The 24,948-nt window shown below is 70.5% G+C and carries 24 protein-coding genes and 1 pseudogene; 9 read left to right on the top strand and 16 right to left on the bottom strand.

Annotation, left to right across the window (positions count from 1 at the left end; all coding sequences use genetic code 11):
- Nucleotides 1-106: 106 nt before the first annotated feature.
- From PV682_RS35160 to PV682_RS35135, 6 genes are all read right to left on the bottom strand, one after another.
- Nucleotides 107-1,675 carry a DoxX family protein gene (locus PV682_RS35160; protein ID WP_319735810.1) on the bottom strand — a complete coding sequence of 523 codons (1,569 nt, stop codon included), beginning with the start codon at nucleotides 1,673-1,675 and terminating at the stop codon, nucleotides 107-109.
- A 117-nt stretch (nucleotides 1,676-1,792) separates the two neighbouring features.
- Nucleotides 1,793-2,737, bottom strand: coding sequence for a 23S rRNA (guanosine(2251)-2'-O)-methyltransferase RlmB (rlmB, locus tag PV682_RS35155; protein WP_319735809.1), 945 nt, complete (start codon nucleotides 2,735-2,737; stop codon nucleotides 1,793-1,795).
- 109 nt (nucleotides 2,738-2,846) lie between these two features.
- Nucleotides 2,847-4,247: a cysteine--tRNA ligase gene (gene cysS, locus PV682_RS35150; protein ID WP_319735808.1), complete on the bottom strand. Its 1,401-nt coding sequence runs from the start codon at nucleotides 4,245-4,247 to the stop codon at nucleotides 2,847-2,849.
- Between the two features lie 47 nt (nucleotides 4,248-4,294).
- Complete coding sequence (gene ispF, locus PV682_RS35145; RefSeq protein WP_319735807.1) at nucleotides 4,295-4,783, bottom strand: 2-C-methyl-D-erythritol 2,4-cyclodiphosphate synthase; 489 nt, start codon at nucleotides 4,781-4,783, stop codon at nucleotides 4,295-4,297.
- Entirely contained in the window at nucleotides 4,773-5,519 is a 747-nt protein-coding gene (gene ispD / locus PV682_RS35140) for a 2-C-methyl-D-erythritol 4-phosphate cytidylyltransferase (RefSeq protein ID WP_319735806.1), read from the bottom strand. Before ispD ends, ispF begins: the two co-directional genes overlap by 11 nt.
- Before the next feature lie 253 nt (nucleotides 5,520-5,772).
- Complete coding sequence (locus PV682_RS35135) at nucleotides 5,773-6,255, bottom strand: CarD family transcriptional regulator (protein ID WP_003953493.1); 483 nt, start codon at nucleotides 6,253-6,255, stop codon at nucleotides 5,773-5,775.
- A gap of 616 nt (nucleotides 6,256-6,871) precedes the next feature.
- Here PV682_RS35135 and PV682_RS35130 point away from each other — a divergent pair.
- A complete protein-coding gene (locus PV682_RS35130) occupies nucleotides 6,872-7,549 on the top strand; it encodes a copper chaperone PCu(A)C (protein ID WP_319735805.1) in 678 nt (225 codons plus the stop codon).
- A gap of 72 nt (nucleotides 7,550-7,621) precedes the next feature.
- Here the strand turns inward: PV682_RS35130 and PV682_RS44570 are convergent.
- The 3 genes and pseudogenes from PV682_RS44570 to PV682_RS35120 all read right to left on the bottom strand — a co-directional run.
- Nucleotides 7,622-7,702, bottom strand: a pseudogene (locus tag PV682_RS44570) (DNA-binding response regulator); the annotation flags it as partial.
- An 81-nt stretch (nucleotides 7,703-7,783) separates the two neighbouring features.
- A complete protein-coding gene (locus PV682_RS35125; protein WP_010358452.1) occupies nucleotides 7,784-8,464 on the bottom strand; it encodes a response regulator transcription factor in 681 nt (226 codons plus the stop codon).
- On the bottom strand, nucleotides 8,461-9,726 hold the full coding sequence (locus PV682_RS35120) for a sensor histidine kinase (RefSeq protein WP_112475325.1): 1,266 nt from the start codon (nucleotides 9,724-9,726) through the stop codon (nucleotides 8,461-8,463). The genes PV682_RS35125 and PV682_RS35120 overlap by 4 nt, the downstream gene beginning before the upstream one ends.
- A 182-nt stretch (nucleotides 9,727-9,908) precedes the next feature.
- Between PV682_RS35120 and phoU the strand changes: the two genes are divergently transcribed.
- A complete protein-coding gene (gene phoU, locus PV682_RS35115; RefSeq protein ID WP_319735803.1) occupies nucleotides 9,909-10,589 on the top strand; it encodes a phosphate signaling complex protein PhoU in 681 nt (226 codons plus the stop codon).
- Between the two features lie 320 nt (nucleotides 10,590-10,909).
- Here phoU and PV682_RS35110 read toward each other — a convergent pair whose 3' ends face one another.
- Entirely contained in the window at nucleotides 10,910-11,299 is a 390-nt protein-coding gene (locus tag PV682_RS35110) for a hypothetical protein (RefSeq protein ID WP_055724404.1), read from the bottom strand.
- 29 nt (nucleotides 11,300-11,328) lie between these two features.
- On the bottom strand, nucleotides 11,329-14,709 hold the full coding sequence (locus PV682_RS35105; protein WP_319735802.1) for an ALF repeat-containing protein: 3,381 nt from the start codon (nucleotides 14,707-14,709) through the stop codon (nucleotides 11,329-11,331).
- 314 nt (nucleotides 14,710-15,023) lie between these two features.
- On the opposite strand from PV682_RS35105, the gene PV682_RS35100 reads away from it, so the two are divergent.
- The 5 genes from PV682_RS35100 to PV682_RS35080 all read left to right on the top strand — a co-directional run bounded on the left by PV682_RS35100 (nucleotide 15,024) and on the right by PV682_RS35080 (nucleotide 19,311).
- Nucleotides 15,024-15,542, top strand: a complete 519-nt coding sequence (locus tag PV682_RS35100) for a hypothetical protein (protein ID WP_319735801.1) — start codon at nucleotides 15,024-15,026, stop codon at nucleotides 15,540-15,542.
- A gap of 65 nt (nucleotides 15,543-15,607) precedes the next feature.
- Nucleotides 15,608-17,815, top strand: a complete 2,208-nt coding sequence (locus PV682_RS35095; protein ID WP_319735800.1) for a trypsin-like serine protease — start codon at nucleotides 15,608-15,610, stop codon at nucleotides 17,813-17,815.
- A 438-nt stretch (nucleotides 17,816-18,253) separates the two neighbouring features.
- Entirely contained in the window at nucleotides 18,254-18,472 is a 219-nt protein-coding gene (locus PV682_RS35090) for a hypothetical protein (protein ID WP_319735799.1), read from the top strand.
- Nucleotides 18,473-18,589: 117 nt separating this feature from the next.
- Nucleotides 18,590-18,976 (top strand): type II toxin-antitoxin system RelE/ParE family toxin, encoded by a 387-nt coding sequence (locus PV682_RS35085; protein ID WP_319735834.1) that lies wholly within the window; start codon nucleotides 18,590-18,592, stop codon nucleotides 18,974-18,976.
- Nucleotides 18,973-19,311: an XRE family transcriptional regulator gene (locus tag PV682_RS35080; protein WP_319735798.1), complete on the top strand. Its 339-nt coding sequence runs from the start codon at nucleotides 18,973-18,975 to the stop codon at nucleotides 19,309-19,311. Before PV682_RS35085 ends, PV682_RS35080 begins: the two co-directional genes overlap by 4 nt.
- A gap of 59 nt (nucleotides 19,312-19,370) precedes the next feature.
- Here PV682_RS35080 and PV682_RS35075 read toward each other — a convergent pair whose 3' ends face one another.
- Together PV682_RS35075 and PV682_RS35070 are read right to left on the bottom strand one after the other, a co-directional pair.
- Nucleotides 19,371-20,192, bottom strand: coding sequence for a hypothetical protein (locus PV682_RS35075; protein ID WP_319735797.1), 822 nt, complete (start codon nucleotides 20,190-20,192; stop codon nucleotides 19,371-19,373).
- 96 nt (nucleotides 20,193-20,288) lie between these two features.
- Nucleotides 20,289-20,597, bottom strand: coding sequence for a hypothetical protein (locus tag PV682_RS35070; protein ID WP_319735796.1), 309 nt, complete (start codon nucleotides 20,595-20,597; stop codon nucleotides 20,289-20,291).
- A gap of 97 nt (nucleotides 20,598-20,694) precedes the next feature.
- Between PV682_RS35070 and PV682_RS35065 the strand changes: the two genes are divergently transcribed.
- Nucleotides 20,695-21,534 carry an isocitrate lyase/PEP mutase family protein gene (locus PV682_RS35065; protein ID WP_319735795.1) on the top strand — a complete coding sequence of 280 codons (840 nt, stop codon included), beginning with the start codon at nucleotides 20,695-20,697 and terminating at the stop codon, nucleotides 21,532-21,534.
- On the opposite strand, the gene PV682_RS35060 is transcribed toward PV682_RS35065, so the two are convergent.
- Both PV682_RS35060 and PV682_RS35055 read right to left on the bottom strand, forming a co-directional pair.
- The gene (locus tag PV682_RS35060) at nucleotides 21,519-22,286 is read right to left on the bottom strand and encodes an aminoglycoside phosphotransferase (RefSeq protein ID WP_319735793.1); all 768 of its coding nucleotides are present in this window, start codon (nucleotides 22,284-22,286) and stop codon (nucleotides 21,519-21,521) included. The genes PV682_RS35065 and PV682_RS35060 overlap by 16 nt on opposite strands.
- Before the next feature lie 11 nt (nucleotides 22,287-22,297).
- Nucleotides 22,298-23,545, bottom strand: coding sequence for an MDR family MFS transporter (locus PV682_RS35055; RefSeq protein ID WP_319735792.1), 1,248 nt, complete (start codon nucleotides 23,543-23,545; stop codon nucleotides 22,298-22,300).
- 137 nt (nucleotides 23,546-23,682) lie between these two features.
- On the opposite strand from PV682_RS35055, the gene PV682_RS35050 reads away from it, so the two are divergent.
- A complete protein-coding gene (locus tag PV682_RS35050; RefSeq protein ID WP_055718791.1) occupies nucleotides 23,683-24,444 on the top strand; it encodes a phosphoglyceromutase in 762 nt (253 codons plus the stop codon).
- Between the two features lie 33 nt (nucleotides 24,445-24,477).
- Here PV682_RS35050 and PV682_RS35045 read toward each other — a convergent pair whose 3' ends face one another.
- Nucleotides 24,478-24,840, bottom strand: a complete 363-nt coding sequence (locus PV682_RS35045) for a hypothetical protein (RefSeq protein ID WP_319735833.1) — start codon at nucleotides 24,838-24,840, stop codon at nucleotides 24,478-24,480.
- Between the last annotated feature and the right edge of the window lie 108 nt (nucleotides 24,841-24,948).

The following is a 24,948-nucleotide window of genomic DNA, read 5'->3' as shown; positions in this document are numbered from 1 at the left end:
GGGAGGGCGTCACAGGCGGTGCGGCAGGAGACCCCGAATGCCCGAACGAAAGAGGGGTCCCCTTCCCGCGCGGAAGGGGACCCCGTCGTCGTACCGGAGGAAGGGCCTACCCCAGCAGGCCGCCCACCAGGTTCTCGTTCCCGCCGGACGACTCGCCCCCGTCCGACCCGCTGGACGACGAGCTGCCGCCCGAGGACGGGCCGGAGGACGTCGTGCTCGGCGCCTCCTGCACCGGCTCCGTGTCCTTCGACGGGGTGTCGTCCGAGGACGTGCCCTGGGTCTGGCTGGGGGTGTCGGACGTGTCGCGGGTGGAGGCCGGCGCGTCCTGGCGGGACTCCGTGGCCGGCGTCGAGGCCGTGCCCTCCGTCGTGGGGGAGGTGGAGGCGGAGCCGGTCGGCCGGGAGCTGGGCTCGTCCTTGCCGGAGGCGCTCGGCAGCGGGGAGCCCGGCAGTTCGTTGCGCGGCGCCTCGCCGGGGCCGGGGACGACCACGCGGTCGGCGTCGCGGACGGCCGCGCCGAGCAGCGAGCCGAAGAGGAGGGTCAGGCCGACGACGATGGCGGTGACCAGCGCGCCCCGGCGCAGCGTGTAGCGCCGCAACTGCCACAGGGGAGCCCGGGGTCCGAGGCGCCGCCACGCGGCGGACGCGAGCCGCCCGTCCACCGAGTACACCGGAGCGCCCGCGATGATCAGCGGCGACCAGGCGGCGAGGTTGATGATGTCGGGGGTGTCGTAGACGGGTACGGTCTTCCAGCTCACCGTCACGATCAGCGCGGCCGACAGCAGCGCGCCCACCACGGCCGCGACCCGCTGCCAGCACCCCAGGATCGTCAGCACGCCCACGACGACCTGGAGGAAGGCGATCACGAGCCCCGAGCCGACGGGGTGATGCAGCGCGAACTGGCGCAGTGGCTCAGCCACTTCCCACGGATGCAGCGTGTTCAGCCACTTCACCATCGACCCCCGCTTGCCCCCGTCGAAGTAGACGGGGTCGCAGAGCTTGCCCATCCCCGCGTACACCGCGAGGAAGCCGAGGAAGATGCGCAGCGGGAGCAGGACGACGCCGAGGTTCAGCCGCCGCCCGGGGTAGTACGCGTGCCGCGCCGGATCGCCGGGCACCCGCTCACGCGGCTGGTCGTACCCGTCGTACCCGTCGTACGGCGGGGGCGCGTACGCCGGTTCGTCGTAGACGCTGTCGACGGCCCGCATGTGCGGCAACAGCCGGTTGTCGCGGGTGCGTTGGGCGCCGACGAGGGGCGTCTCCATCGTCCGCTCGGCGAGGTCCTCGACCTCCACGCGGGGGATGACCTGGGTGGCGCCCGCGTCGGCGGAGGGCTGCTCGGCGTGGCCCACGCTGCCGGCGCGGACCGCCTGGAGGAGGCGGTGCGCACCGGTGTCGTCCGGCGCGGAGTGCCCGCTCCAGACGACGGGACGGCGCCGCGCGGGGGCGCCCGCAGGCACCTCGGACGCGCTCAAGTGCCGTGCGACGCCGGGGGATTGGTTCCGTCGCGCCGACGCGCCCAACTGCACGCGGAAGGAGGCGTGCGTGACGATGACCTGCGCCGGATCGCTCGGCACCTTCACCATGCTCAGTGCGGGACCGTCGTCGAGTCCTGAGGCGAATCCCGACTGGCGGTCCCCCGCGGGTGTACGGGGTGTTCTGGTGTCCACACTCATCTAACCGAGTGACTTGTGTTTAGGACACTGCCTTGACTCGCCGGATGTGTCCGGACCCCGTCAAACCCCAGAGCTACCCCGTACGGATCCAGAGCTACCCCGTACGGATGACAGGTACTACCCCCGTCGGCGCGCCGCCTCGTACAGCACGATCCCCGCGGCCACCCCGGCGTTCAGCGACTCAGCGCCGCCCGGCATCGGAATCCGCACCCGGAAGTCGCACGTCTCGCCGACCAGCCGCGACAGCCCCTTGCCCTCGCTCCCGACGACGATGACGACCGGCCCGTCCAGCGCGGCCAGCGAGCCCACCTCGGCCTCGCCGTCCGCCGCGAGCCCGACCACCACGACGCCGGCCTTCTTGTACGCCTCCAGCGCCCGCGTCAGGTTCGTCGCCCGCGCGACCGGCGTGCGGGCCGCGGTGCCGGCGGACGTCTTCCAGGCGCCCGCCGTCATCCCGGCCGCCCGGCGCTCCGGCACGACCACCCCGTGGCCCCCGAACGCCGACACCGAACGCACGACCGCGCCCAGGTTGCGCGGGTCCGTGACGCCGTCGAGCGCGACGATCAGCGGGTCCTCGCCCGCGTCGTACGCGGCGGCGGCCAGGTCCTCCGGGTGCGCGTACTCGTACGGCGGGACCTGGAGGACGAGGCCCTGGTGGTTCAGGCCGTTCGTCATGCGGTCCAGCTCCGGGCGGGGCGCCTCCATGAGGTTGATGCCGCCCCGGTCGGCCGCGAGCTGGAGCGCCTCGCGGACGCGCTCGTCGTTGTCGATGAACTGCTGGACGTACAGGGTCGTCGCGGGCACGCCCCCGCGCAGCGCCTCCACGACCGGGTTGCGGCCGACGACCATCTCGGACGTCCCCTTGCCGCCCCGGCCCTTCGGCGTCGCCGGACGCCCCTGCGCGCGGCGCGCCTGGGCCGTGGCGATGCGGTTCTTCTTGTGCCCCTTGCGCATCTCGGCGGGCGGGGTCGGACCCTTGCCCTCAAGGCCCCGGCGCCGCTGGCCGCCACTGCCGACCTGCGCGCCCTTCTTGCCGGACATGCGGCGGTTGTTGGCTGCCATGACCTACCAGTCCTTAAAAAGTTCCACTGCTCAAACAGCAGTACGTCTCATGAAGTGTGCCGCCCGGAAGGCCGGACGGCACAATCGATCTTCGCGAAGCGGAAACCGGCTACCGCGGTCCCAGCGTCCAGCGCGGCCCCTGCGGGCTGTCCTCGATCACCAGCCCCGCCTGCCCGAGCTGGTCGCGGATCGCGTCCGCCGTGCCCCAGTCCTTGCGCGCCCGCGCGGATTCCCGCTGGTCCAGGACCAGGCGTACGAGGCTGTCGACCACGCCGTGGAGGTCTTCGCCCCGGTCGGACTCGCCCGCCCAGTGCGGGTCGAGGGGGTCGAGGCCCAGGACCCCCAGCATCGCCCGGACCTCCGCGAGGCGGGCGACGGCGCCCTCCTTGTCGTCGGCGGCGAGCGCGCTGTTGCCCTGGCGGACGGTGGTGTGGACGATCGCGAGGGCCTGCGGGACGCCGAAGTCGTCGTCCATGGCCTCGGCGAAGGCCGGGGGCACCTCGGCGGCGGGCTCGACGACACCCCCCGCCTTCTCCACCACCCGCTGCACGAACCCCTCGATCCGCGCGAACGCGGACTCGGCCTCGCGCAGCGACTCCTCGCTGTACTCGATCATGGATCGGTAGTGAGGCGTACCCAGGTAGTACCTGAGGACGATGGGCCGCCACTGCTTGACCATCTCCGAGACGAGCACGGAGTTGCCCAGCGACTTCGACATCTTCTCGCCGCTCATGGTGACCCACGCGTTGTGGACCCAGTACGTCGCGAAGTCGTCGCCGGCCGCCTTGGACTGGGCGATCTCGTTCTCGTGGTGCGGGAAGATCAGGTCCAGGCCGCCGCCGTGGATGTCGAACGCCGGGCCCAGGTACTTGCGGACCATCGCCGAGCACTCCAGGTGCCAGCCGGGCCGCCCCCGGCCCCACGGCGTCTCCCAGTCCGGCTCGCCCGGCTTCGTCGCCTTCCACAGCGCGAAGTCGCGGGGGTCGCGCTTGCCGGTGATCCCGGACTCGTCCGGCTGGCGCATCTCGTCGAGATCCTGCCGGGACAGCTCCAGGTACGAGGGCCACGAGCGGACGTCGAAGTACACGCTGCCGTCGGCCTCGTACGCGTGACCCCGCTCGATGAGCGTGCGCATCATCTCGACCATCTCGGTGACATGGCCGGTCGCGCGGGGCTCGTACGTCGGGGGGAGGCAGCCGAGCGCGCGGTAACCGTCGTTGAACGCGCGCTCGTTCTCGAAGCCGATGGACCACCAGGGACGGCCCTGCTCAGCGGCCTTGTTGATGATCTTGTCGTCGATGTCGGTCACGTTCCGCACGAACGTGACGTCGTACCCCCGGTAGGTGAACCACCTGCGGATGATGTCGAAGTTGAGGTTCGACCGGACGTGCCCGATGTGCGGGGCCGCCTGCACGGTGGCGCCACAGAGGTAGATCGAGACGCAGCCCGGCGTGAGCGGGGAGAAGTCACGGATCTGCCGGGCGCTGGTGTCGTACAGGCGAATAGTCACGGGTCCAAGGGTAGTGGGAGAAGGCGGCGAAAAAACACCGCCGTTGTTCAGGGCTTCCGTACGACGAGCGCCGTCGCGACCGCCATCAGACCCTCGTCCCGGCCCGGGAATCCGAGCCCGTCCGTCGTCGCTCCCGACACCGACACCGGGGCGCCGACCGCGTCCGACAGGATCTTCTGGGCCTCGTCCCGGCGCTTGCCGATCTTCGGGCGGGGGCCCACGACCTGTACGGCGACGTTCCCGATCACGAAGCCCGCGTCCCGGACGATCCGGGCCGCCTCCGTCAACAGCGTGACGCCGGATGCACCCGACCACTCCGGGCGGCCGGTGCCGAAGTGCTGGCCGAGGTCGCCGAGCCCGGCCGCCGAGAAGAGGGCGTTGCAGGCCGCGTGCGCGACGACGTCCGCGTCGGAGTGGCCGGCCAGGCCCGTGCCGTCCCACTTGAGGCCGGCGCACCACAGCTCGCGGCCCTCCTCGAAGGCGTGGATGTCGGTGCCGATGCCCACCTGGGGCAGTACCGGAAGCTCAGAAGCCATCGTTGGCCCTCCTGCGCGCCAGGACCGCCTCCGCGAGGACCAGGTCCAGCGGGCGCGTCACCTTGAACGCCTCCTCGTGCCCGGGGACGACGACGACCGTCCCGCCGAGCTGCTCGATCATGCTCGCGTCGTCCGTGACGTCCTGGGTGACGGTCTCGTGCGCGTGCACGAGGACCTTCCGGTCGAACCCCTGCGGCGTCTGCACGGCACGCAGGCGCGCGCGAACCGGGGTCGCGACGACCGGTTCGGGCGCCCCCGGCGTCGGCTCGACCTCCTTGACCGTGTCGGCGAGCGGTACGGCGGGCACGACGGCGGCGGCGCCCTCGCGGACCGCCTCCACGACGGAGTCCACCGTGTCGACGGGGACCAGCGGCCGGGCCGCGTCGTGGACGAGGACGATGTCGTACCCGTCGGGCAGCGCGTCCAGGCCGAGTTTCACCGACTCCTGGCGGGACTCGCCGCCGGGGACGACCACGAATTCCGTGCGCTCGGGGAGCGCGTGCGCGTCCAGGAGGGAGCGGACCTCGGGAGCGCCGTCCGGGGGCGCCACGACGACGACCAGGGAGACCGCGCGGGACGCGGCCAGCGCGCGCACCGCGTGGATCAGCATCGGCGTGCCGTTCAGCGTGCGCAGCGCCTTGGGGGCGCCGGGGCCGAGGCGGACGCCGCGGCCCGCGGCCGGAATCACCGCGGCCGTGCGGACGGCCGCCTTGGGGGGGTGTGATTCGTCAGACATGGTTCCTGTCAGGTTTGTGTGCTCGACCTACGTGGGTATGGCCTGGGAGGAGTGCCGGGTACCCCCACCTCGACCTGCCCCTTCCGTGACGAGCGGGTCGGGAGCGGGAGCCCGGGACTCTCGTACAGGTACTCGGGGTTCCTTCGGGGACCCCGGGCTCGGGGCGGTGAGGGTACGAACATGCCGCAGCGCCCGGCGACGGGAAATACGTCATCGGGCACCGCGGCATTATCGGATGGCGAGAAGACTCGGCTCAGGAAGCGAGTACCTCGTCGAGCAGGGCCTCGGCCTTGTCCTCGTTGGTGTTCTCCGCGAGGGCGAGCTCGCTCACCAGGATCTGGCGGGCCTTGGCGAGCATGCGCTTCTCACCGGCGGAGAGTCCGCGCTCGCGCTCACGACGCCACAGGTCACGGACGACTTCCGCGACCTTGATGACGTCACCGGAGGCGAGCTTCTCCAGATTTGCCTTGTAACGACGGGACCAGTTCGTGGGCTCCTCGGCGTACGGCGCGCGCAGCACCTCGAAGACTCGGTCCAGCCCGTCCTGACCGACCACATCACGTACGCCGACGAACTCCGCATTGTCCGCTGGCACACGTACCGTCAGGTCACCCTGGGCGACCTTCAGCACCAAGTAGGTCTTGTCCACGCCTTTGATCTGGCGAGTTTCGATGGCCTCGATCAGCGCGGCCCCGTGATGGGGATAGACCACGGTGTCGCCAACCTTGAACGTCATGTGACAGGTACCCCTTCCGTGGCTATCCAGGGTAACACGGAAACGACGGTTCCTGAATGGCGTTTTCGCAGGTCAGGGCATATCTCGGGGCTTGACAACAGCAACAGGAACGTGCTGGGGAAGGCGCCCGGAAGCGGGTATTCGCAGGTGGGAGCGGCTCTCCGTGGGGGGCGAAACGCGTACGTTACACGCTTCCGGAACCGCGTCAAGGCGGGCGAACGTCCCGATATGTCCCCTTCCTGGTGTGCGACTTCCGCTACTCCGTTCGGCGTGACGTGGCCGGTCTTCGACGTTTCCGGAATTGATCATCGAACGCCCGGTCCCCTCCGGGTGATCGAATTCCGGCACGCCCCGCATTCGGAGTTCGAAAATCCGGGCCGGGGTCACGAGGGGGTTATGTGAATGCGCGGGGTACGGGAAGTGGCCATAGTGACTCGCGGGTAGGGAGGGGGCGGTGGGGTCGGTGTGGCAGGTGAGGCGCTCGGGCCGTCGGGGGGTGTTAGGGGCGGGTCGGGTGTGGGGGCTGGTGAACGGGTCGATACCCTGAGGGCGCTGACTGACCCTTAGGGCGGCTTTATGAGAGTCCGCCCCTGCGTTCCAAGGAGATGCCGCCGCCGTGAGCAGCAGCCTTCGACGCGGCGCCCTCGCCGCTTCCGCCCTCGCGTTCTCGATCGCCTCGCTCGCCGGCTGCGCCGCCGGGAACAACAGCCAGACCCTGGAGATCAAGCCGGACAACGCGGCCGTCACCGTCGGCGTGATCAAGATCCAGAACGCGATCGTCGTCACGCAGCCGGAGCGCGGTGCCGAGGGGCCCGCCGCCGTCGCCGCGACCGTCTTCAACACCAGCGGTTCCGACCAGACGCTGACCGGCATCACCGTGGACGGCACCAGCGCCTCCGCCGTGCTGACGCCGGGCAAGGGCGACACGAAGAGCAAGAAGGGCAGCCTGCTCGTCCCGGCCGGCGGCTCGATCGTCATCGGCGGCGAGAACAACGCGTCCGCCGTCCTGGAGAACCCGGGCGACACCGTGAAGAACGGCAACGCCCAGAAGATCACCTTCACGTTCAGCGAGACGGGTGACGTCAGCCTCCAGGCGTTCGTCGTCCCCGCCACGAGCTACTTCAGCTCCTGGGGCCCGACCTCCGTCCCGAACCCCTCCTCCTCCGCGAGCGCCTCCGCCGGCCCCTCGGAGTCCCCGAACCCCTCCGGGTCCCCGTCGCCGGAGTCCTCCTCCGGCAGCTCCGAGTCCTCCGAGGGCCCGGCCTCCTCGGAGTCCCCCGCGGCCGGCCACTGACCGGCCCCGCACACGCCCGAGGGCGGCACCCCCTGGCTGGGGGTGCCGCCCTCGTCGTCGTAGCGAGGCTCTTTACGGCTCGAACTTGTAGCCGAGGCCGCGGACCGTCACCAGGTAGCGCGGCGCGCCCGGGTCCGGCTCGAACACCCCTCTTGACGCACCCCTTGCACCGCTACGCGGGCTGCGGGGTGCTGCGCCGGACTCCGTCCGTCGGCTCCAGGCGGCCTGGTCGGCTTACGGCTCGAACTTGTAGCCCAGCCCCCGGACCGTCACCAGGTAGCGCGGCGCGCCCGGGTCCGGCTCGATCTTGGCGCGGAGGCGCTTGACGTGGACGTCGAGGGTTTTGGTGTCGCCCACGTAGTCGGCGCCCCAGACGCGGTCGATGAGCTGCATGCGGGTGAGGACGCGGCCCGCGTTGCGCAGGAGCATCTCCAGGAGGTCGAACTCCTTCAGGGGGAGGTCGACCTTGGAGCCGGAGACCGTGACGACGTGGCGGTCGACGTCCATGCGGACCGGGCCCGCTTCGAGGGCGGCCGGGGTGACCTCCTCCGGTTCGCCTCTGCGGCGCAGGACCGCGCGGATACGGGCGACGAGCTCGCGGGAGGAGAAGGGCTTGGTGACGTAGTCGTCGGCCCCTATCTCCAGACCGACGACCTTGTCGATCTCGCTGTCCTTCGCGGTGACCATGATCACCGGGACGTTGGACCGGCCGCGCAGCTGGCGGCAGACCTCCGTGCCGGGCAGGCCCGGCAGCATCAGGTCGAGCAGGACGAGGTCGGCGCCGTTGCGCTCGAACTCGTCGAGACCGTCGGGGCCCGTGGCCGCCACGGCGACCTCGAAGCCCTCTTTGCGAAGCATGTACGACAGGGCGTCCGAGAAGGACTCCTCGTCCTCGACGACGAGCACACGGGTCACGGAAGGACCTCCGGGGCGGGAAGCGGTTCGTAAGGTGAATCTGAGGGGGCGGCCCTGTCCTCGTCGGCCTCGTCGCCGTCCAGGTCGGGGTGCTGGTGCGCCCGGTCACGGGCCGAGCCCGCCTCCGGCAGTCGCAGGGTGAACGTGGAGCCCTGTCCCTCGGAGCTCCACACCGTGACCTCCCCGCCGTGCGAGGCGGCCACGTGCTTGACGATCGCGAGACCGAGCCCCGTACCTCCCGTGGCACGGGAGCGGGCCGGGTCGACGCGGTAGAAGCGCTCGAAGACGCGCTCCTTGTCCTTCTCCGAGATGCCGATGCCCTGGTCGGTGACGGCTATCTCGATCAGGTCGCCCCCGGGCGCGGTCACCCGGCGGGCCGCTATCCCCACGCGGGTGCGGGCGGGGGAGTAGTTGACGGCGTTCTCGACGAGGTTGCCGAGCGCTGCCGCGAGCTGGCCGCGGTTCCCCCATACGTGCAGGTCGGCCGCGCCGCCCGCGGCCATCGTGATCTGTTTCGTGCCCGCCTGGTGGCGGCAGCGGTCGACGGCCTCGGCGACGAGTTCGTCGACCCGGACCGGCTCGGAGTCCTCCAGCGGGTCGTCGTTCTGCACCCGGGAGAGGTCGATGAGCTCCTGCACGAGGTTGGTGAGCCGGGTCGCCTCGATCTGCATACGGCCCGCGAAGCGCTGGACGGCCTCGGGGTCGTCCGAGGCGTCCATGACGGCCTCGGAGAGCAGGGAGAGCGCGCCGACCGGGGTCTTCAGCTCGTGGCTGACGTTCGCCACGAAGTCCCGGCGGACCGCCTCGATGCGGCGGGCCTCGGTGAGGTCCTCGACCAGCAGCAGTACCAGGCGGGAGCCGAGCGGGGCGACCCGGGCGGAGACCGCGAGGGCCTCGCCCCGGCCGGTGCCGCGCCTCGGGAGGTCCAGCTCGACCTGGCGTATCTCGCCGTCGCGGCGGGTGTCGCGGGCCATCAGGAGCATCGGCTCCACGGCCAGCTTCCCGCCCCGGACCAGACCCAGCGCGTACGCCGCCGAGCTCGCCTTCACCACGGCGTCCGCCTCGTCGAGGACGACGGCGGAGGAGCGCAGGACCGACAGCACCGTGTCGACCCCGGGCGGGAGCACCGGGTCCGTGTGCAGCGAGGTGCGGGTGGGGCGCTTCTGGTCGCGCTCGCTCCAGCGGAACGCCAGCATGGCGATCACGCCGGTGAGCACCCCGGCGATCGCTGCCGCTGCGGCGACCGCCGCGTTCACGTCCATGTCTCCAGGTTAGGCACGGGGTGCGACATCGCCACAGCCGTCGAGGGGTGACCTGCGAGACTCGTCGCCCAGAGTTCACCTTGGCGCTGGTAGTGGTTCATTTGGGATGCCGGAAACCGACGCGTCATGGGCCGAACGTGGGACTGTAGGGGCTGGAAACCGCTGTAGGAGAGGGAACGCAGATGCGTGACGCGTACCACGAGGAACTTGATTCGATCGGCGACGGTCTGGTGGAGATGGCCCGGCTGGTCGGCTCGGCCATCGGGCGCGCGACCACCGCGATCCTCGACGCCGACCTGAACCTGGCCGAGAACGTCATCGAGGGCGACAAGAAGGTCGACGAGCTCCACCACGACCTGGAGGCGAAGGCCATAGCGCTGCTCGCCCGCCAGCAGCCGGTGGCGACCGACCTGCGGATCGTCGTGACGTCCCTGCGGATGTCCGCCGACCTGGAGCGCTCCGGCGACCTCGCCCAGCACGTCGCCAAGCTGGCGCGGCTGCGCTTCCCCGAGCGTGCCGTGCCGCGCGACCTGCACGCGACCGTCCTGGAGATGGGCCAGCTCGCCCAGCGCCTGATGGCCAAGTCCGCCGAGTGCATCATCACCAAGGACGTCGACCTCGCGCTCCAGCTCGAAGCGGACGACGACGCGATGGACCTGCTGCACCGCACGCTGTTCCAGCACCTGATCGACGACCGCTGGAAGCACGGCATCGAGACCGCCGTCGACGTCACCCTGCTGGGCCGCTACTACGAGCGGTTCGCCGACCACGCGGTGGCCGTCGCCAAGCGTGTCGTCTTCCTCGTCACGGGCGAGCACGCGGACGACATCCAGCAGGACCTGCCGCCGGAGATCCAGGGATAGGGCCGGCGCTGAAAGCTTCCGTGCGCCGCTGATGCGCCCTTCACTCCGGGTCGCGGGTCGGTTGCCATGGGTGTATCCGCGTCGAGGAGGGACCCATGGCCGAATCCCCCAGCACGTCGCCCGACCCCACCCAGGAGACACCGACCGAACAGCCCGTCGAGATCAGGAACCTGATGCTGATAGGGGCCTGTGGCTGCGGGTCGGGGTGCGGGTGCGGGTGCCAGTCCGGCAGCCCGTGCCAGTGCGGCTGAGCTGTTCCTGAGGGGTCCGGCTTCGCGCCGGACCCCTCAGCCGTTTCAGCGGATCAGTCAGTAGACCAGTCAGTGGACCAGGAACGCGACCCCGGCGAACGTGGCGACGAAGGAGAACAGGAACAGGAACACCTGCGGGGTGGTCGCGTTCTCCATCGGCTCGCCCGCGTCGCGCAGCCGGAACTGGCGCCTGAACCACGGGTGGTAGACCGCCCGCAGGATCGTCAGGCTGAGGCTGATCAGGGTGAAGAAGAACAGGGCCTGGCGGCCGTCGAGGCTGCCGAAGCGCGCCTGCGCCCACAGGAACAGGGCCATGGCGCCGGGCACCGCGGCGACGATGGCGGCCCGGTGGCCCGGCTTGCGCCGGTCGGCCAGGGTCAGGCACGCGAACCCGAGGGCCGCGCCCGAGACGAGGGCGAGGACCCACCAGCCGCTCGTGGACATGCCTTGCGTCAGCATGGGGAGATCCTCGCCCTCTCGTACCGGGATTACCAGGTCAGCAGACCGACGACCGTCGTCGTGACGTCACCGGCCACGCTGACGATCTTGCCGCCGACGGTGTCGGCGAGCTTGACCGCGTCGTCGGCGTAGTTCAGGCCGACGCGGGACAGCGCGCCGCCCACGCCGAGCGTGACCAGGCCGAGGCCGAAGAGGCCGAACGCGGACTGGAACTGCTTGCTCTGCCAGTTCCAGTCGTTGCCCGCGAGCGCGAGGAACGCGCTGACCCCCTGGACGACCACCGAGGCGATGCCGACGCCGACCGCGATCGGGGCCAGCGGCGGGAAGAACAGCGAGGCGACGCCCAGGGCGACCGCGCCGCCGCCGAGGATCGTCGAGTAGTGGCCGACGACGGTCGACCACTCGCTCGCGCTGCCGACGTCCTCCGGCCAGATCCCCCAGTCGACGTACCACGGCTTGTCGCTGTCGGCGGTCTGGGACGGGTTGGTGCCGTTCGCCTCGTGGCCGCGGGCCTTGTCGGCCGCGTCCATCGCGCGCTGCTTGGCCTCGGCGGCGACCTTGGCGGTGTAGATCCGCTGGGCCTCGGAGGAGGCGGCGGCAGCGGCGGCGGCGTCCTTGCCGGCCTGGATCGCGGAGGCGCGGGCCGAGGTCGCGGACGCCTGCGCCGAGGCGGCCGAGGCGACGGCCTGGCTGGCGGAGGCGGCGGCGCGGCGCGCGGAGTAGTTCGCCGTCCGGGCCGCCGTACGGGCGACCGCCGCGGCCTGCTGCGCGGTGGCGGCGGACTTCGCGGCGTCGGCGGCCGACCGGTCCGCCGCGTCGGCGTTGGTCTTGGCCTCGGCGGCGGACTTCTGCGCGTCGGCGGCGTACCCGTCGGCCTTGTTCTTCCACGCGGTCGCCTCGGCGGCGGCCTGGCGGGCCTCGGCGGCGGCCTTGGAGGCGAGCGCCGCGTCCTCCTGGGCCTTCGCGGCGACCTTCGCGGCGTGCGCGATGGCCGCGCGGATCGCCGAGATGTGCGCGACGGAGTCCTGGTCGAGGCGGGTCACGTCGTACTGGTCGTGGGCGACGAAGTTCCGCCGCATCCGGGCCGGGCCCTCCAGCACGATCTGCGCGGCCGACTTCATGTACTGCCCGCCGTTCGCGAGCAGCTTGAAGATCTCGACCCGGTCGTCCTCCTTGATCGCCTCGGCGTGCTCGATCTGGAGGAAGCGGTGCAGGGCGACCGCGCTGCCGTCGTCCAGCGCGGCCTGCGCCTTCGCCTTGACGCTGGCCCCCGGGTTCGCGCCGAGGACGTTGAAGACCAGCACCCGGTTGTCGGCCTTGGCCGCCTCGACGGCGCCGGTCGTCAGGAAGGTGCGGACGGCGTCCGGCGCGGTGGAGGCCAGCGTGTCGGCGGCGGCCTGCGCGACGGAGACCCGGGAGATCTCGGCGACGGTGACGACGGTCTCGCGGTCGTCCTGGCCCTCGGCGAGGGCGCGGTCGGCGGAGAGCCAGTTCAGGACGTCGTACTCGGTGCCGGACAGCGCGTACTCGGCGGCCTGGCGGGTCCAGGAGCCGGAGTTGTCCAGCAGGAGCAGGGCGGCGCGGCGGCCCTTGTCGACGGCCGTGGCGGTGTCGCCGGCGGCGACGGCGGCCTCGGCGGCGGCGATCAGGTCCTTGATCTCGGACGAGGTCCGGTCGGCCTGGGTGCGCTCGCGGTTCGCCTTGGCGAGGTCGGCGGTCTCCTCCTGCGCGGCGAGGCGCGCGAGTTCGATGCCGATCGCGGTGTCGGCCTCGATGCGCGCGGTCTCGGCGGCCCGGGCGGCCTTCTCGACCTCCTGCGCCTCCTTGACCGCGTTGGTGGCGGTGTTGGCGGCCTCGACGGCGGCGTTCGCGTACTCCGTGGAGCGCTTGGCGTACTCGACGGCCTGACCGGCGTGCGCCGCCGCCTCGTCCGCCGCCGCTGCCGCCTTCTCGGCGTGCGCGGCGGCGGAGTTGGCGGCGTCGCGGGCCACGGCGGCAGCGGCTGCCGCGCGTCCGGCGAGGGTGGAGGCGGTGTTCGCTGCGGCCGTCGCGCGGGCGGCGGCGGCGTTGGCCTCGGCGGCGGCGGCCCGGGCGCGGGCGGCCTGCGCCTGGGCGACACCGGAGGACGCGGCGGCAGCGGCTGCGGCGTTCGCGGCGGCTGCGGCGTTGTTCGCGGCTGACTTGGCGGCGGCGCCCGCCGTGTCGCAGGCGGCAGCGGCGGCGCGTGCCTGGTCGGCGGCCTTCGCGGCGGTCCGCGCCTTGCTCGCCGCGTTGCGGGCGCCCTCGGCGGCGGAGCGCGCGGCTGCCGCCTTCGAGGCGTCCTTCGACGCGGCGATCGCGGCCCCGTACGCGCGGGACGCGGCGCTGCCCGCCGAGGCCGCGGCCGAGGCGGCGGCCTGCGCGGCCATGGTGGCCCGGCCGGCGGCGGCCTGGGCGACGCGGGACGCCGAGATCGCGGTGGTCGCGGCGGCTGCGGCGCCCTTCGCGGCGGAGGCGGCGGCGTTGGCGGCGCGCGCCGACTTCGCGACGTCGTCCTTGGCGGCGGCGGCCTCGTCGGCGGCCTTCAGCGCGGCGGCCTTGGCCTTCTCGGCGGCGTCCTTCGCCTTGTCGGAGGCGGCGACGGCCTGCTCGGTCTGCAACTGGGCGCGCTTGCCCTCGCGTTCGACGATCGCGACGAGCTGGTCGATCGTCGCCGCCTCCTCGTCGCGGGCGCGCGCGATGTACTGGCCGGAGACCAGGAACTGGCGGATCGCGGCCGGTGAGCCGTCGTCCAGCGCGCGCTGCGCGTACGTGGCGACCTGCGGGGAGGCGCCCGCGAGGATCTTGAAGACGGCCGAGCGCTCGTCCTCGGCCTGCGCCGTGAACTGGCCCTCGTTCAGGAAGGTGTGCAGGGCCTTGTCGTTGGCCGCGTCCAGCGCCTTCGTGCCGGCGCGCTGCACGGCCGTGCCGCTGTTGTTCATGACCGTGAGCACCGAGGCGCGCAGGTCGGAGCTGACGGCCGCCGTGTAGCCGCCGTCCAGGAAGGTCGAGACCGCGTCATCCCCCGCCGACAACGCCGTGTTGACCAAGTTCTGGACGGACCGGCCGGCATAAGGGAGACCCGCCAGCACGCCCATGCGGTTGTCCTCCGCACGGCGTGCGGGGAGGTCGGTGGTGAGGAACGCGGTGACCGCGGCCGGGGTGCCCAGCAGCGCCGCCGTGGCGGCCTCGCGGACGCTGCGCCCGCCGGTCTTGTAGGCCCACACCGCCTTGCCGCGGTCGGTGTCCGGCAGTCCGCTGTCCGCCGGGTCGTCGGCGGCGACGGCCGGCGTGGCCGTCAGCGTGAGGACCGAGGGGAGGGCCGGCAGCGCGGCGACGCCGGCGACGGCGGTGAGAATCCGGCGTCTGCTCCACAGAGAAGAGGGAGGCAAAAGGAATCATCCTTCCGGTGCTTTTTGAGTTTTCCGGCATAGGTAAAACACGTGCCATGGTGGAAAGTCAATGCCGGATTCGCATACCGGACGTGCATTGCGGCTTGTTTACCGAACTTGCACAAACGGACCTTCACATTTCTTTGAGCGTGTCATATATCACATCCGGCGGTCTGGACAGCGCTTACCTGCCGGGTCTTGGATGACATCCGCTGTGCGTACGAGTTCTTGCGGGGAGGGCTCTTCATCAGGCATGTCCTCCTCCGGAACCTGTATTCACCCGGAAATCACAGGCGTCAAAGACGGGGACATTAATGAAGGCACAAAGAACAATCTGGCGCATAGTGGGCGCCGCCACGGCGGCGGGGGCTGTGGCGTGGCTCGCGATCGGCGCATCGGGAACGGAATCCGGAGCCGCCTCTTCCGGGTCGGTTTCTTCTGTGGCGGACGAATCGCCCGGATACGCGGTCGAGAAGTACAACTATCCGCTGGCGGACAAGATCCTCGCGGAGAAGAACATCATCCTGAAGCGCGGCGACGGGCACATCACCCTCGCCGACTGCGTCACCGACACCGGCCAGCTGGAGGTGTGGGCGCACGGCAACGCCGACAAGATCTGCTTCGACGTCAAGGGGACCTCCGGCTGGCTCACGCTGGAGATCCCGGCGGTGTACGGCATCCGCGGCAACGACTACGAGACCCAGGTCGACATGACCGTCGGCACGGAGGAGAAGTCCTTCGACGTCGCGAAGAACACCTGGACGGCCGTCGGATCGAGCGCGGACGAACAGGGCCGGGACCACATCCTCGTGGAGATCAGGAGCTCGAAGTAGCCGGTGACGGCGCCTTATTACCGAACTCCCTTTCTCCAGCTCCCGCTCCTGAGGAAACCCACGCCATGACACCACCCAGACCCCTCTCCCTGCGCCTGTCCGCGCTCGCGGCGGCTCTCGTCGCCGGCCCCGTCGCGGTGTGCGCCGCGGCTCCCGTGTCCGCCGTCACCGGCACGCCCGCGACCGGCACCACGTACGCCTACACCGCCCAGATCGTCGTCGGCGACTACGCGCGCGGCTGCTCCGGTGTCCTCGTCGACACCGAGTGGCTGCTCACCGCCGCCAGCTGCTTCGCCGCCGACCCGGCCGCCTCCCTGGCCGTGCCAGCCGGGAAGCCCGCGCAGAAGACGGTCGCCACGATCGGCCGCACCGACCTCTCCGGCACCGACGGCGCCGTGCGCGAGGTCGTCGAGCTCGTGCCGCGTACGGACCGGGACGTCGTCCTGGCGCGGCTGGACAAGCCCGTCGCCGGGGTGACGCCGGCCGTCGTCTCCACCACCGCGCCGGCCGCCGGTGAGCAGCTGACCTTCGCCGGGTACGGGCGGACCAAGACCGAGTGGGTGCCGCTGAAGCTGCACACGGGCGCGCTGACCGTCGATTCCGCCGCGGCCGGCAGTGCTTCGGTCACCGGTGTCGCCGGTGCCGCCGCCTGCCAGGGCGACACCGGCGGGCCCGTCGTCCGCGGCGGCCAGCTCGTCGGGCTCAACAGCCGCTCCTTCCAGGGCGGTTGCTTCGGCATCGACGCCACCGAGACCCGTACGGGGGGTGTCGTCGCGCGCGTCGACGACATCGCGTCCTGGGTGACCTCCACGGTCGGCGCGCCGCGCGTCACCGACTTCAACTGCGACGGCGTCGAGGACATCGCGATCGCCGACCCCGGCGCCACCATCGGCGGCGACGCGGGCGCCGGCTCCGTACGGATCGTGTACGGCGGCGGCAAGGGCAACGCCGAGATCCACCAGGACCTCGACTGGGTCAACGGGGGTGCCGAGGCCGGCGACGCCTTCGGGGACGCCATCGCCACCGTCGACTACAACGCCGACGGGTGCACGGACCTGGTCGTCGGCACGCCCGGGGAGGACCTCGGGGACGCGGCCGACGCGGGCATGACCGACCTGCTCTACGGCGCGCCCGGCGGGCTCGGCACCGGCACGCTGAAGGACGCCAACTACCAGCAGGGCGCGGGCACCGGGTCCATCAAGGCGTCCGGGCCCGAGAGCGGGGACCGGATGGGGGCGGCCGTCGCCGCGTCCGTCACCAACGCCGGTGAGCCGTACATCGTCATCGGGGTGCCGGGCGAGGCGCTCGCCGGAGCCGCCAAGGCCGGTGAGGTGTTCTACCTCCAGGGCGCCACCAACGTCTCCGTCCACCAGGACAGCCTCGGCGTGCCGGGTGCGATCGAGGCCAACGACGCGTTCGGGTCGGTCGTCGCGGCCGGCTCCAACCACTTCGCCGTCGCCGCGCCCAACGAGACGATCGGGACCGACGCCAACGCCGGCAACCTCGCCGTCTTCAACCCCAACGTCCTCAACGCCGAGAAGCGGCCCACCCCGCTCTTCGGGCTCGACCAGGACCTCGACACCGTCGGCGGCGGCGCCGAGGCCGGTGACCTCTTCGGGAAGTCGCTCGCGATCGTGTCGTACCGGCCGTCCGGGGCGGCCTCGGCCACCGACTCGATCCTCGCGGTCGGGTCGCCCGGTGAGGACCTCGCCGTCGACGGCACCAACAGCGTCGACACGGGTGGGGTGCTGACCTTCCGGATCACAGCGGCCGGTACCTACACCCAGCTCAACGGCTACTCCTCCGGGACCGCCGACGACGACGTCTCCGGCACGTCCGAGTCCGGGGACCTCTTCGGCTCGACGCTGACGGCGGTCAACACGGCACCTCGCGCCGTGAGCACGGCGGCGACCCTGAAACTGGCCGTCGGCGTCCCGGGCGAGGCCATCGGTACGACCGCCAAGGCGGGCGCGGTCCAGACCTTCTCCCTCCTCGGCGCGCCGGGCGCGGGCGACCGCTGGCTGGAGGTAGGCGACGGCGACGGCATCCCCGGCACGCCGGGCGCCAACCAGCAGCTCGGCTCCAGCCTCTGGTACACGGGCACACACCTGTACGTCGGCCTCCCCTACGGCCCGTCCGCCTACGGCACCCTCTACTCCCTCCCCCTCTCCAACGTCACCGCGGGCGGCACGGTCGCCCCGGCGACGGTCTACCAGCCGGGCGCGGGCGGCCTCGCGGCCACGGGGGATCGGTTCGGGCAGTCGGCTCGGTGAGCGGGGCGGTTCCCGCAGGGTAGGTGACCTGAACACCCCTGTCCGGCTTCGGCTGGGCGGGGGTGTTCGGGGTTCGGTTGGGCGGGGTGTTCGGGTGCGGCGGGGGTGCTTACGCCTTCTTACTTCTTACGCCGCCGAGCCGCCTTCTTCTTGAGCTCGGCCTGTCCCCGCTTGGTCCAGTCGCCCTGGTGTAGGTGACACCGGGAGGTCCCCTTCATCGTCTTGTTCTGACAGGGCCCTTTGGGGGTGGGCCACTTGCACTTCCCCTGCTTCCAGTCGGCCATGGTTGCTCCCTCCTCCGGAACTTTCAGGGTGCGGGGGTTGGCGGGCGCGGGGGAGGGTGCGAATCGGACGTGCGTGCGAGGGCTGGGGCGTACACGGGTGCTTTTCGGGGCGCGGAGTGTTGCCACTGGCCCCCTCCAGCCTTCCGGCACGAGCATGAATGGGCAGTATCTGCGGTTCAGCACAGGCAAGTCCTGGCACTTCCTCCACCACCTCCTGCCCGCGCCGGCTTCCCCGTGGACGTTGCCTTCGGCGAGAAGCCACTCCCCGAGGCGGTGGACAGGGGCTACTCATCCACGGCTGTACGCCGACCTGACCGCGTACTTCGAGGTCGCCGCGCACCAGGGCTACGCGATACCGGCATGGATCGACTGACCTGGATGCTATGTACGTACGCCGTGGAACACGCCGACTTCCCGGGCGCGATGCTCGGGGCCAACCCCTCTGCTTGGCCGGCCGGTTCGACCCTTGTGGATTAACACTTGCATTAACATTGCGGCCGTGGCTCAATGGGAAGTGGTCCTTGTCGACGAGGTTGCGGCATGGTTCGAGGCGCTTGCGGAGGAGGACTGGGGCAGCGCTGAACAGGTAGAAGACGCCATCGATATGTTGGCGGCAACGGGTCCGACACTTGGCCGTCCGCTGGTCGACCGAATCAAGGGCGCCGGAAACCACCATCTGAAGGAGCTGAGGCCGGGATCGTCCGGAAGCAGCGAGATCCGCATCCTCTTCGCCTTCGATCCCGTGCGGCGGGCAGTGCTCTTGGTGGCCGGCGACAAGGCTGGAAACTGGCAGCGCTGGTACGACGTCAACATTCCGCTCGCTGAAGAGCGGTATCAGGAACATCTGGCCGATATCGACATCAGGGAGTACGAATGACTGCCGTGAGCTGGGAGGAGACCAGACGCAAGGCGCGCGAGCGGCGTGAAGCCGCCGGGTTGCCGGTGCGTTCGGCTCAGGAGAAGCAGGCGGCGATGAACAGGCTGACCGCGGAAGTTCGCGCTCACAAGCTCGCGGAGGTCAGGCAGGAGCAGGCATTGACTCAGCGTCAGGTCGCCACGTCGATGGGGGTCTCCGCACCCAGGGTGTCCGCGATCGAGCACGGCGACCTGGACCGCGCGGAAGTCGCGACCCTCCGGGCGTACGTAGAAGCGCTGGGCGGCCGACTCCGCGTGGTCGCGGACTTCGGAGACGCGGAGTACACCGTCGCCTGAAGGGCCCTCGGCAAGGAAGTGCGGTGACTCTTCGTAGGTATCGCATGCTTCGATGCTGGTCAGGATCGGTGAGGGCGTGTGCCCATCGGAGCCGAGGGCGGGGAGCCGAGGGCTTCGCTTGCGGCATTGATGAACTGTTCACGGCTGATTTCGTGTGCCGTCTGGTTGTGGGTGAGTAACTCAACCGTCTCGGATGCCTGAACCAGCAGAGCGGATAATGTGTCGGCATCGCTTTGTAGGTTTTCGAGTGCTTCGCGAGAGGCAGCTCGGCATTGCTCTGCACTCGCCAGCATCTCTGCCAGGATCGGGTCTCCGTCGAGAATCTCGCCATGCTCACGTGCATGCGTCAGAAGGTGATTCACCTGGCCAGTGCATTCTTGAAGGGACTGCGTGGCGATCTGGAGATCCGCGAAAGAGCTGGAATCGCTGTTCTCCATGGTTGTCAGACCTGCCTCTGCGGCATGGATGAATTTCGCGGAGGCAGCCACGTCTTCCTGCATGATCTCGGCTAGTTTCTCAGCCGCTTGGGCTACCTCGGGCGGCCCCAGCAGAGCGATGCGTCTGGCCCGTCCCGTCATACGGCCAGCGGCTTCTCGCAACGGTTCCAGGCTCGACTGATCGGTATCACTGGCATCGGCGGGAACCTGTGTGAGCCGTAGGCATTCATCCCATGTCTCCAGGAATCCCTCGTAAGCGGTCAGGCGCTGTTGCCGAAGCCAGTGGGAGTGCTCGACTACGGCCTGGTCCTGTACTTGCTGGATTACGGTCTGCGCATTCCGGTCAGCTCCAGCCTTGGCGCCTCGGGCCGAGACGATAGCACCTATCACGGTACCGGCCAGGCCGAATGCTGCTGCTGTCAACGCGATCGCCAACTCGTTCACAACACTCATCATCCATTGCGGAAGGCTTCGGGTAAACGTCGCAAAGGCGGAAATAGGGTTCAAGGGTACTCGCTGCCTGAGTGTTCGCCGTGCTTGTCAGTATTCTCCCTTCCGCCCCTCCAATACCGTGAGGAACATCTCCGTCGTGCTCCGGGTCTCTTTCGTGTTCATCTGGAGGGTGACCTCGACCGTTTCCCAGGTTCCCTCGGGGGACGCATGGCGGATGATGATGTCGATGCCAGGGGAGTCGGCGTCGGAGGGCGAGGGCAGCCACATCAGGACGAGTTCGCCGACGAGGCGTAGGTCGCTACCAGTGCGGGCACGCGCGTCATCGAAGGGATGCCTGGGCCGCGCGAACACCACCCACGCACCCTCGATGCCCAGCCCAACGGCGACGAGCGCCATGCTGGCCCACAGGCCTTTCCGTATCGCACGGAATACGGCCACCGTACCTGTCCACGGAGGCATACGGTCGACTCAGCCGCAGCGAAGAAAGGCCCACATGGACACCGTCAAGCACCAACGCGCCCAGCACTTCGTCGACTTGCACAAGAAGGACGGTTGCTTTCTCCTTCCCAACGCCTGGGACGTCGGCAGCGCACGCCTTCTGGAGTCCGCCGGGTTTCCGGCCGTGGCGACGACCAGTGCGGGGATCGCCTTCTCGCTGGGCAGGCCGGACCACGGTTACGGCGAGGGGCGTGTCGACCGTACGACGATGCTGGCCCGGGTCGCAGAGATGGCGGCCGGGGTCGGTGTGCCGCTCAGTGCGGACCTGGAGGACGGGTATGGGGCGTCCCCCGAACTTGTCGCTGAGACCATTGAGTTGACGATCGCGGCGGGGGCGGCGGGCGGCAACATCGAGGACTTCACCGGGGATCGGGCAACTCCCCTGTACGGCACGGCACTTGCCGTGGAACGGATCCGCGCGGCCCGGGAAGCGGTCGACGCGAGCGACATCCCCTTCGCCCTGGTCGGCCGCACCGACGTCCTCCTCACGGGCGGCACCCTCGACGAGGCGATCGGCCGTGCCAACGCGTACCTCGCGGCGGGCGCCGACTGCGCGTTCGTGCCGGGTGCGGCGGACGCGGAGAGCATCGGCGCGCTGGTCCGGGGGATCGACGGCCCGCTGAACGTCGTCATGGGGCTGACGGGCGGCAGGCTGTCGATGGCGGACCTGAGGGAGCTGGGGGTGCGGCGGGTGACGGTCGGGGGGAGCATCGTCCGCACGATGTATCGCCAACTCGTCGACGCAGCGCGGGAGTTGGCCGAGCAGGGCACCTTCACCTATGCCTCGGCGCAACTCCCGCAGGACGAGATCAACGCCCTCTACGAACGCCGGTGACGAACCCATTCCGCGGCGGCCCGAGCCATCCGTCTCGCCGGTTCGTCCTCGGCGATCGCCTGCCACACGCGGGAGTTGGCCACGGAGAACACGTCGACGGACGCGCGCCGCGCCGCCGCCCACGCCGGGAACTGTCCCCGGGCCCACAAGTCGGCGTCGTACGCGGTGTGTCCGGCGTCCATGAGGCGCGGGACCAGCACGGCGGGGTCGATCCACGCGGCCCCGACCGTGGCCTGGGACCAGCCGACCAGGTGGGCGCGGTCGCCGACGAGGAGGTCGTCCGGCGCGAGGGTGGTGTGCAACAGGGTGTCGCCCGCGAGGAGTTGGGGGTCGGCGCCGCGGACCCAGGAGCCCCACCGGTGCTCGGCGTTCCGCAGCTCCACGCCCGGGCGAGGGGTGTCGTGGACCTCCTGCAACGCCCTTGCCACGAGCGGGAGATCGGGGGAGCCGGGGGTGAGGTCGGCGGGGTGGCCGACGACGTGGTCGTAGCCGAGGAGGTCCCAACCACCGGCCCGTACCCGCCACTTGAGGCGGGGGGAGGCCATCGGGAGCCAGGGGTTCACCGCCGCTTCGCGGTTGTGCGTGTGGACCTGGAGGTAGTCGTCCGGCGCGCCCTTCACGAAGACGGCCGAGGCGGCGGTGTGCACGGTCACCGCCAGCAGACCGGTCCTCGGCTCGAACTCCCGTACCCGGCCCGTGCGTTCCTCCACCGCCCGGCGCGCGGCCGGGGGCAAGTCGTCCCAGTGGTGCACGAGCGCCTCCGCTACTGCTGTACGACCGCCTTCGGCTCGGCCCCTGCCTCAACTGCCTTGGCCTCGGCGGGGATTCGCCGCAACAGCATCCAGTACCCCGCACCGGCGACCGTACCCACCACCGCGCACACTCCCCACAGCCAGTCCGCGCCGAGGCGGTCGATGACGAGGCCGGACATGAGGGGGGCGATGAGGGCGGCGGCGGACCAGGAGAGGGTGTACATGCCCTGGTAGCGGCCTCGCCCCTGGGTGGGGGAGAAGCGGACCACCAGCCCTGTCTGGGTGGGGGCGTTGACGATCTCCGCGAGGGTCCAGACGCAGACCGTGAGGGCGAAGACGCCGACCGAGCCGGCGAAGGCGGTGAGGCCGAAGCCGTACCCGGCGAGGGCGGAGGAGATGACCAACAGCCGTACAGGGTCGCGGTGTTCGATGAAACGGGTGACCGGGATCTGGAGGACGACGATGAGGACGCCGTTCACCGCGATCGCCGTTCCGTAGTCGGCCGGCGAGAAGCCCGCCTCGCCCATCGCCACCGGCAGCCCCACGGCGCCCTGCTGGAAGATCAGCGCGACGAGGAAGGAGAGCCCGACGAGGGACATGAAGCGCCGGTCGCGTACGACGGTGGAGAGGGAGACGTCCTCCCCCGCCTCCTGGGCCTTCGGAGCCGGCCGGGACTCCGGCAGCTTGAGGAAGACGACGATCGCGCACACGAACGTCATCCCCGCCTCGATGAGGAACCCGGCGAGGTAGCTGACCTCCGCGATCAGCCCGGCGCCCGCGGAGGAGACGGCGAACCCGAGGTTGATCGCCCAGTAGTTGAGCGAGAACGCCCGCACCCGGTCCTCGGGCCGCACGATGTCCGCCATCATCGCCTGCACCGCCGGCCGCGACGCGTTGCTCGCCGCGCCGACCAGGAACGCGACCCCGGCGATGGCGACCGGGTCGGTCATGAAGCCGAGCAGCGCGACCGAGAACGCCGTCGAGAGCTGCGCGATCAGCAGCGTCGGCCGCCGCCCGAGCCGGTCGGCCATCACGCCGCCCGCGAGGGACGAGACGACGCCGCCGAGCCCGTGCAGCGAGGCGACGAGACCGGCGTACGACGCGGAGTAGCCGCGGTCGAGGGTCAGGTACAGCGCCATGAACGTCGCGACGAACGCGCCGAGGCGGTTGACCAGCGTGCTGGTCCACAGCCACCAGAACTCGCGGGGCAGGCCGGAGACGCTCTCGCGGGCGGCGCGTCTGAGGGACGCGATGGACATGGGGACCCCCGAGGTAAGTGGTGCAAGCGGTGATCGTATGTTACGAGAGGCGGCGTTCCGGGAGCCAGCCGATTAACAGATCCCGTCAATGCACCGTGCGGCGCGGTGTCCCAAACCCTTCGATTACGCTCAGACGTATGGCCGACGCACCGTACAAGCTGATCCTCCTCCGCCACGGCGAGAGCGAATGGAACGCGAAGAACCTGTTCACCGGCTGGGTGGACGTCAACCTCAACGAGAAGGGCGAGAAGGAGGCGGTCCGCGGTGGTGAACTCCTGACGGCCGCCGGTCTCCTGCCCGACGTGGTCCACACGTCCCTCCAGAAGCGCGCGATCCGTACGGCCCAGCTGGCCCTCGAATCCGCCGACCGCCACTGGATCCCCGTCCACCGCAGCTGGCGCCTCAACGAGCGCCACTACGGCGCCCTCCAGGGCAAGGACAAGGCGCAGACCCTCGCGGAGTTCGGCGAGGAGCAGTTCATGCTGTGGCGCCGCTCCTACGACACGCCGCCGCCTCCGCTCGCGGACGGCACGGAGTTCTCCCAGTCCGCCGACCCGCGCTACGCCTCCATCCCGCCGGAGCTGCGCCCCCGCACGGAGTGCCTCAAGGACGTCGTCGTCCGCATGCTCCCCTACTGGTACGACGGCATCGTCCCCGACCTCCTCGCGGGCCGCACGGTCCTCGTCGCCGCCCACGGCAACTCCCTGCGCGCCCTGGTCAAGCACCTCGACGGCATCTCGGACGCGGACATCGCGGGCCTCAACATCCCCACCGGCATCCCGCTGGCCTACGAACTCGACGCCGACTTCAAGCCGCTCACCCCGGGCGGCACGTACCTGGACCCCGAGGCGGCTGCGGCTGCGATCGAGGCGGTCAAGAACCAGGGGAAGAAGAAGTAACCACGCCTGAACTGGCCCCCTCTCTGCGGTTTCTCAGGAGGGAGGGGGCTTCCTGGCAACCAGCGGCAGCGGCCAGCTGGCGCAGGCCACGAGTGCGCTGCCGTCCTCGGTGAGGAAGAGCAGGGTGAACCGTGTCCGATTTTCAGGATCGATCAGCGCTGTGCGCACAGGCCGGCCATATTCCCTGATGAGCTGCACGGCTCGCGCCAGGCCAGAAGGTTCGAATCCGTGCATCCGCATGCGCTGAAGTCGGCGACTGAAGACTCCCGCATGCGCACCAGTGGGTTGTCCCCGCTCCTCCACCGAGTAGGGGGCGCCGCTGCGGAGGGCGGCCAGAGCCAGCACGGATGCCTCGTCATCACCGATCAACAGCGATTCCAGCACATGCCGTTCCATGGTCACCCCGTTTGGATCGTGCGGTACAGCAGCCAGCCTTCGTCCCTTCGCCGCAGGTCAAGGCCGCAGCGAGCCTCTGGATCACTTCAGCTTCCCAATCTGATGTCA

The organism is Streptomyces niveiscabiei (genome assembly GCF_033794345.1).
In the GTDB taxonomy this organism is placed as follows: Bacteria; Actinomycetota; Actinomycetes; order Streptomycetales; family Streptomycetaceae; genus Streptomyces; species Streptomyces niveiscabiei.
This window is presented reverse-complemented; position numbering and strand designations above follow the sequence as displayed.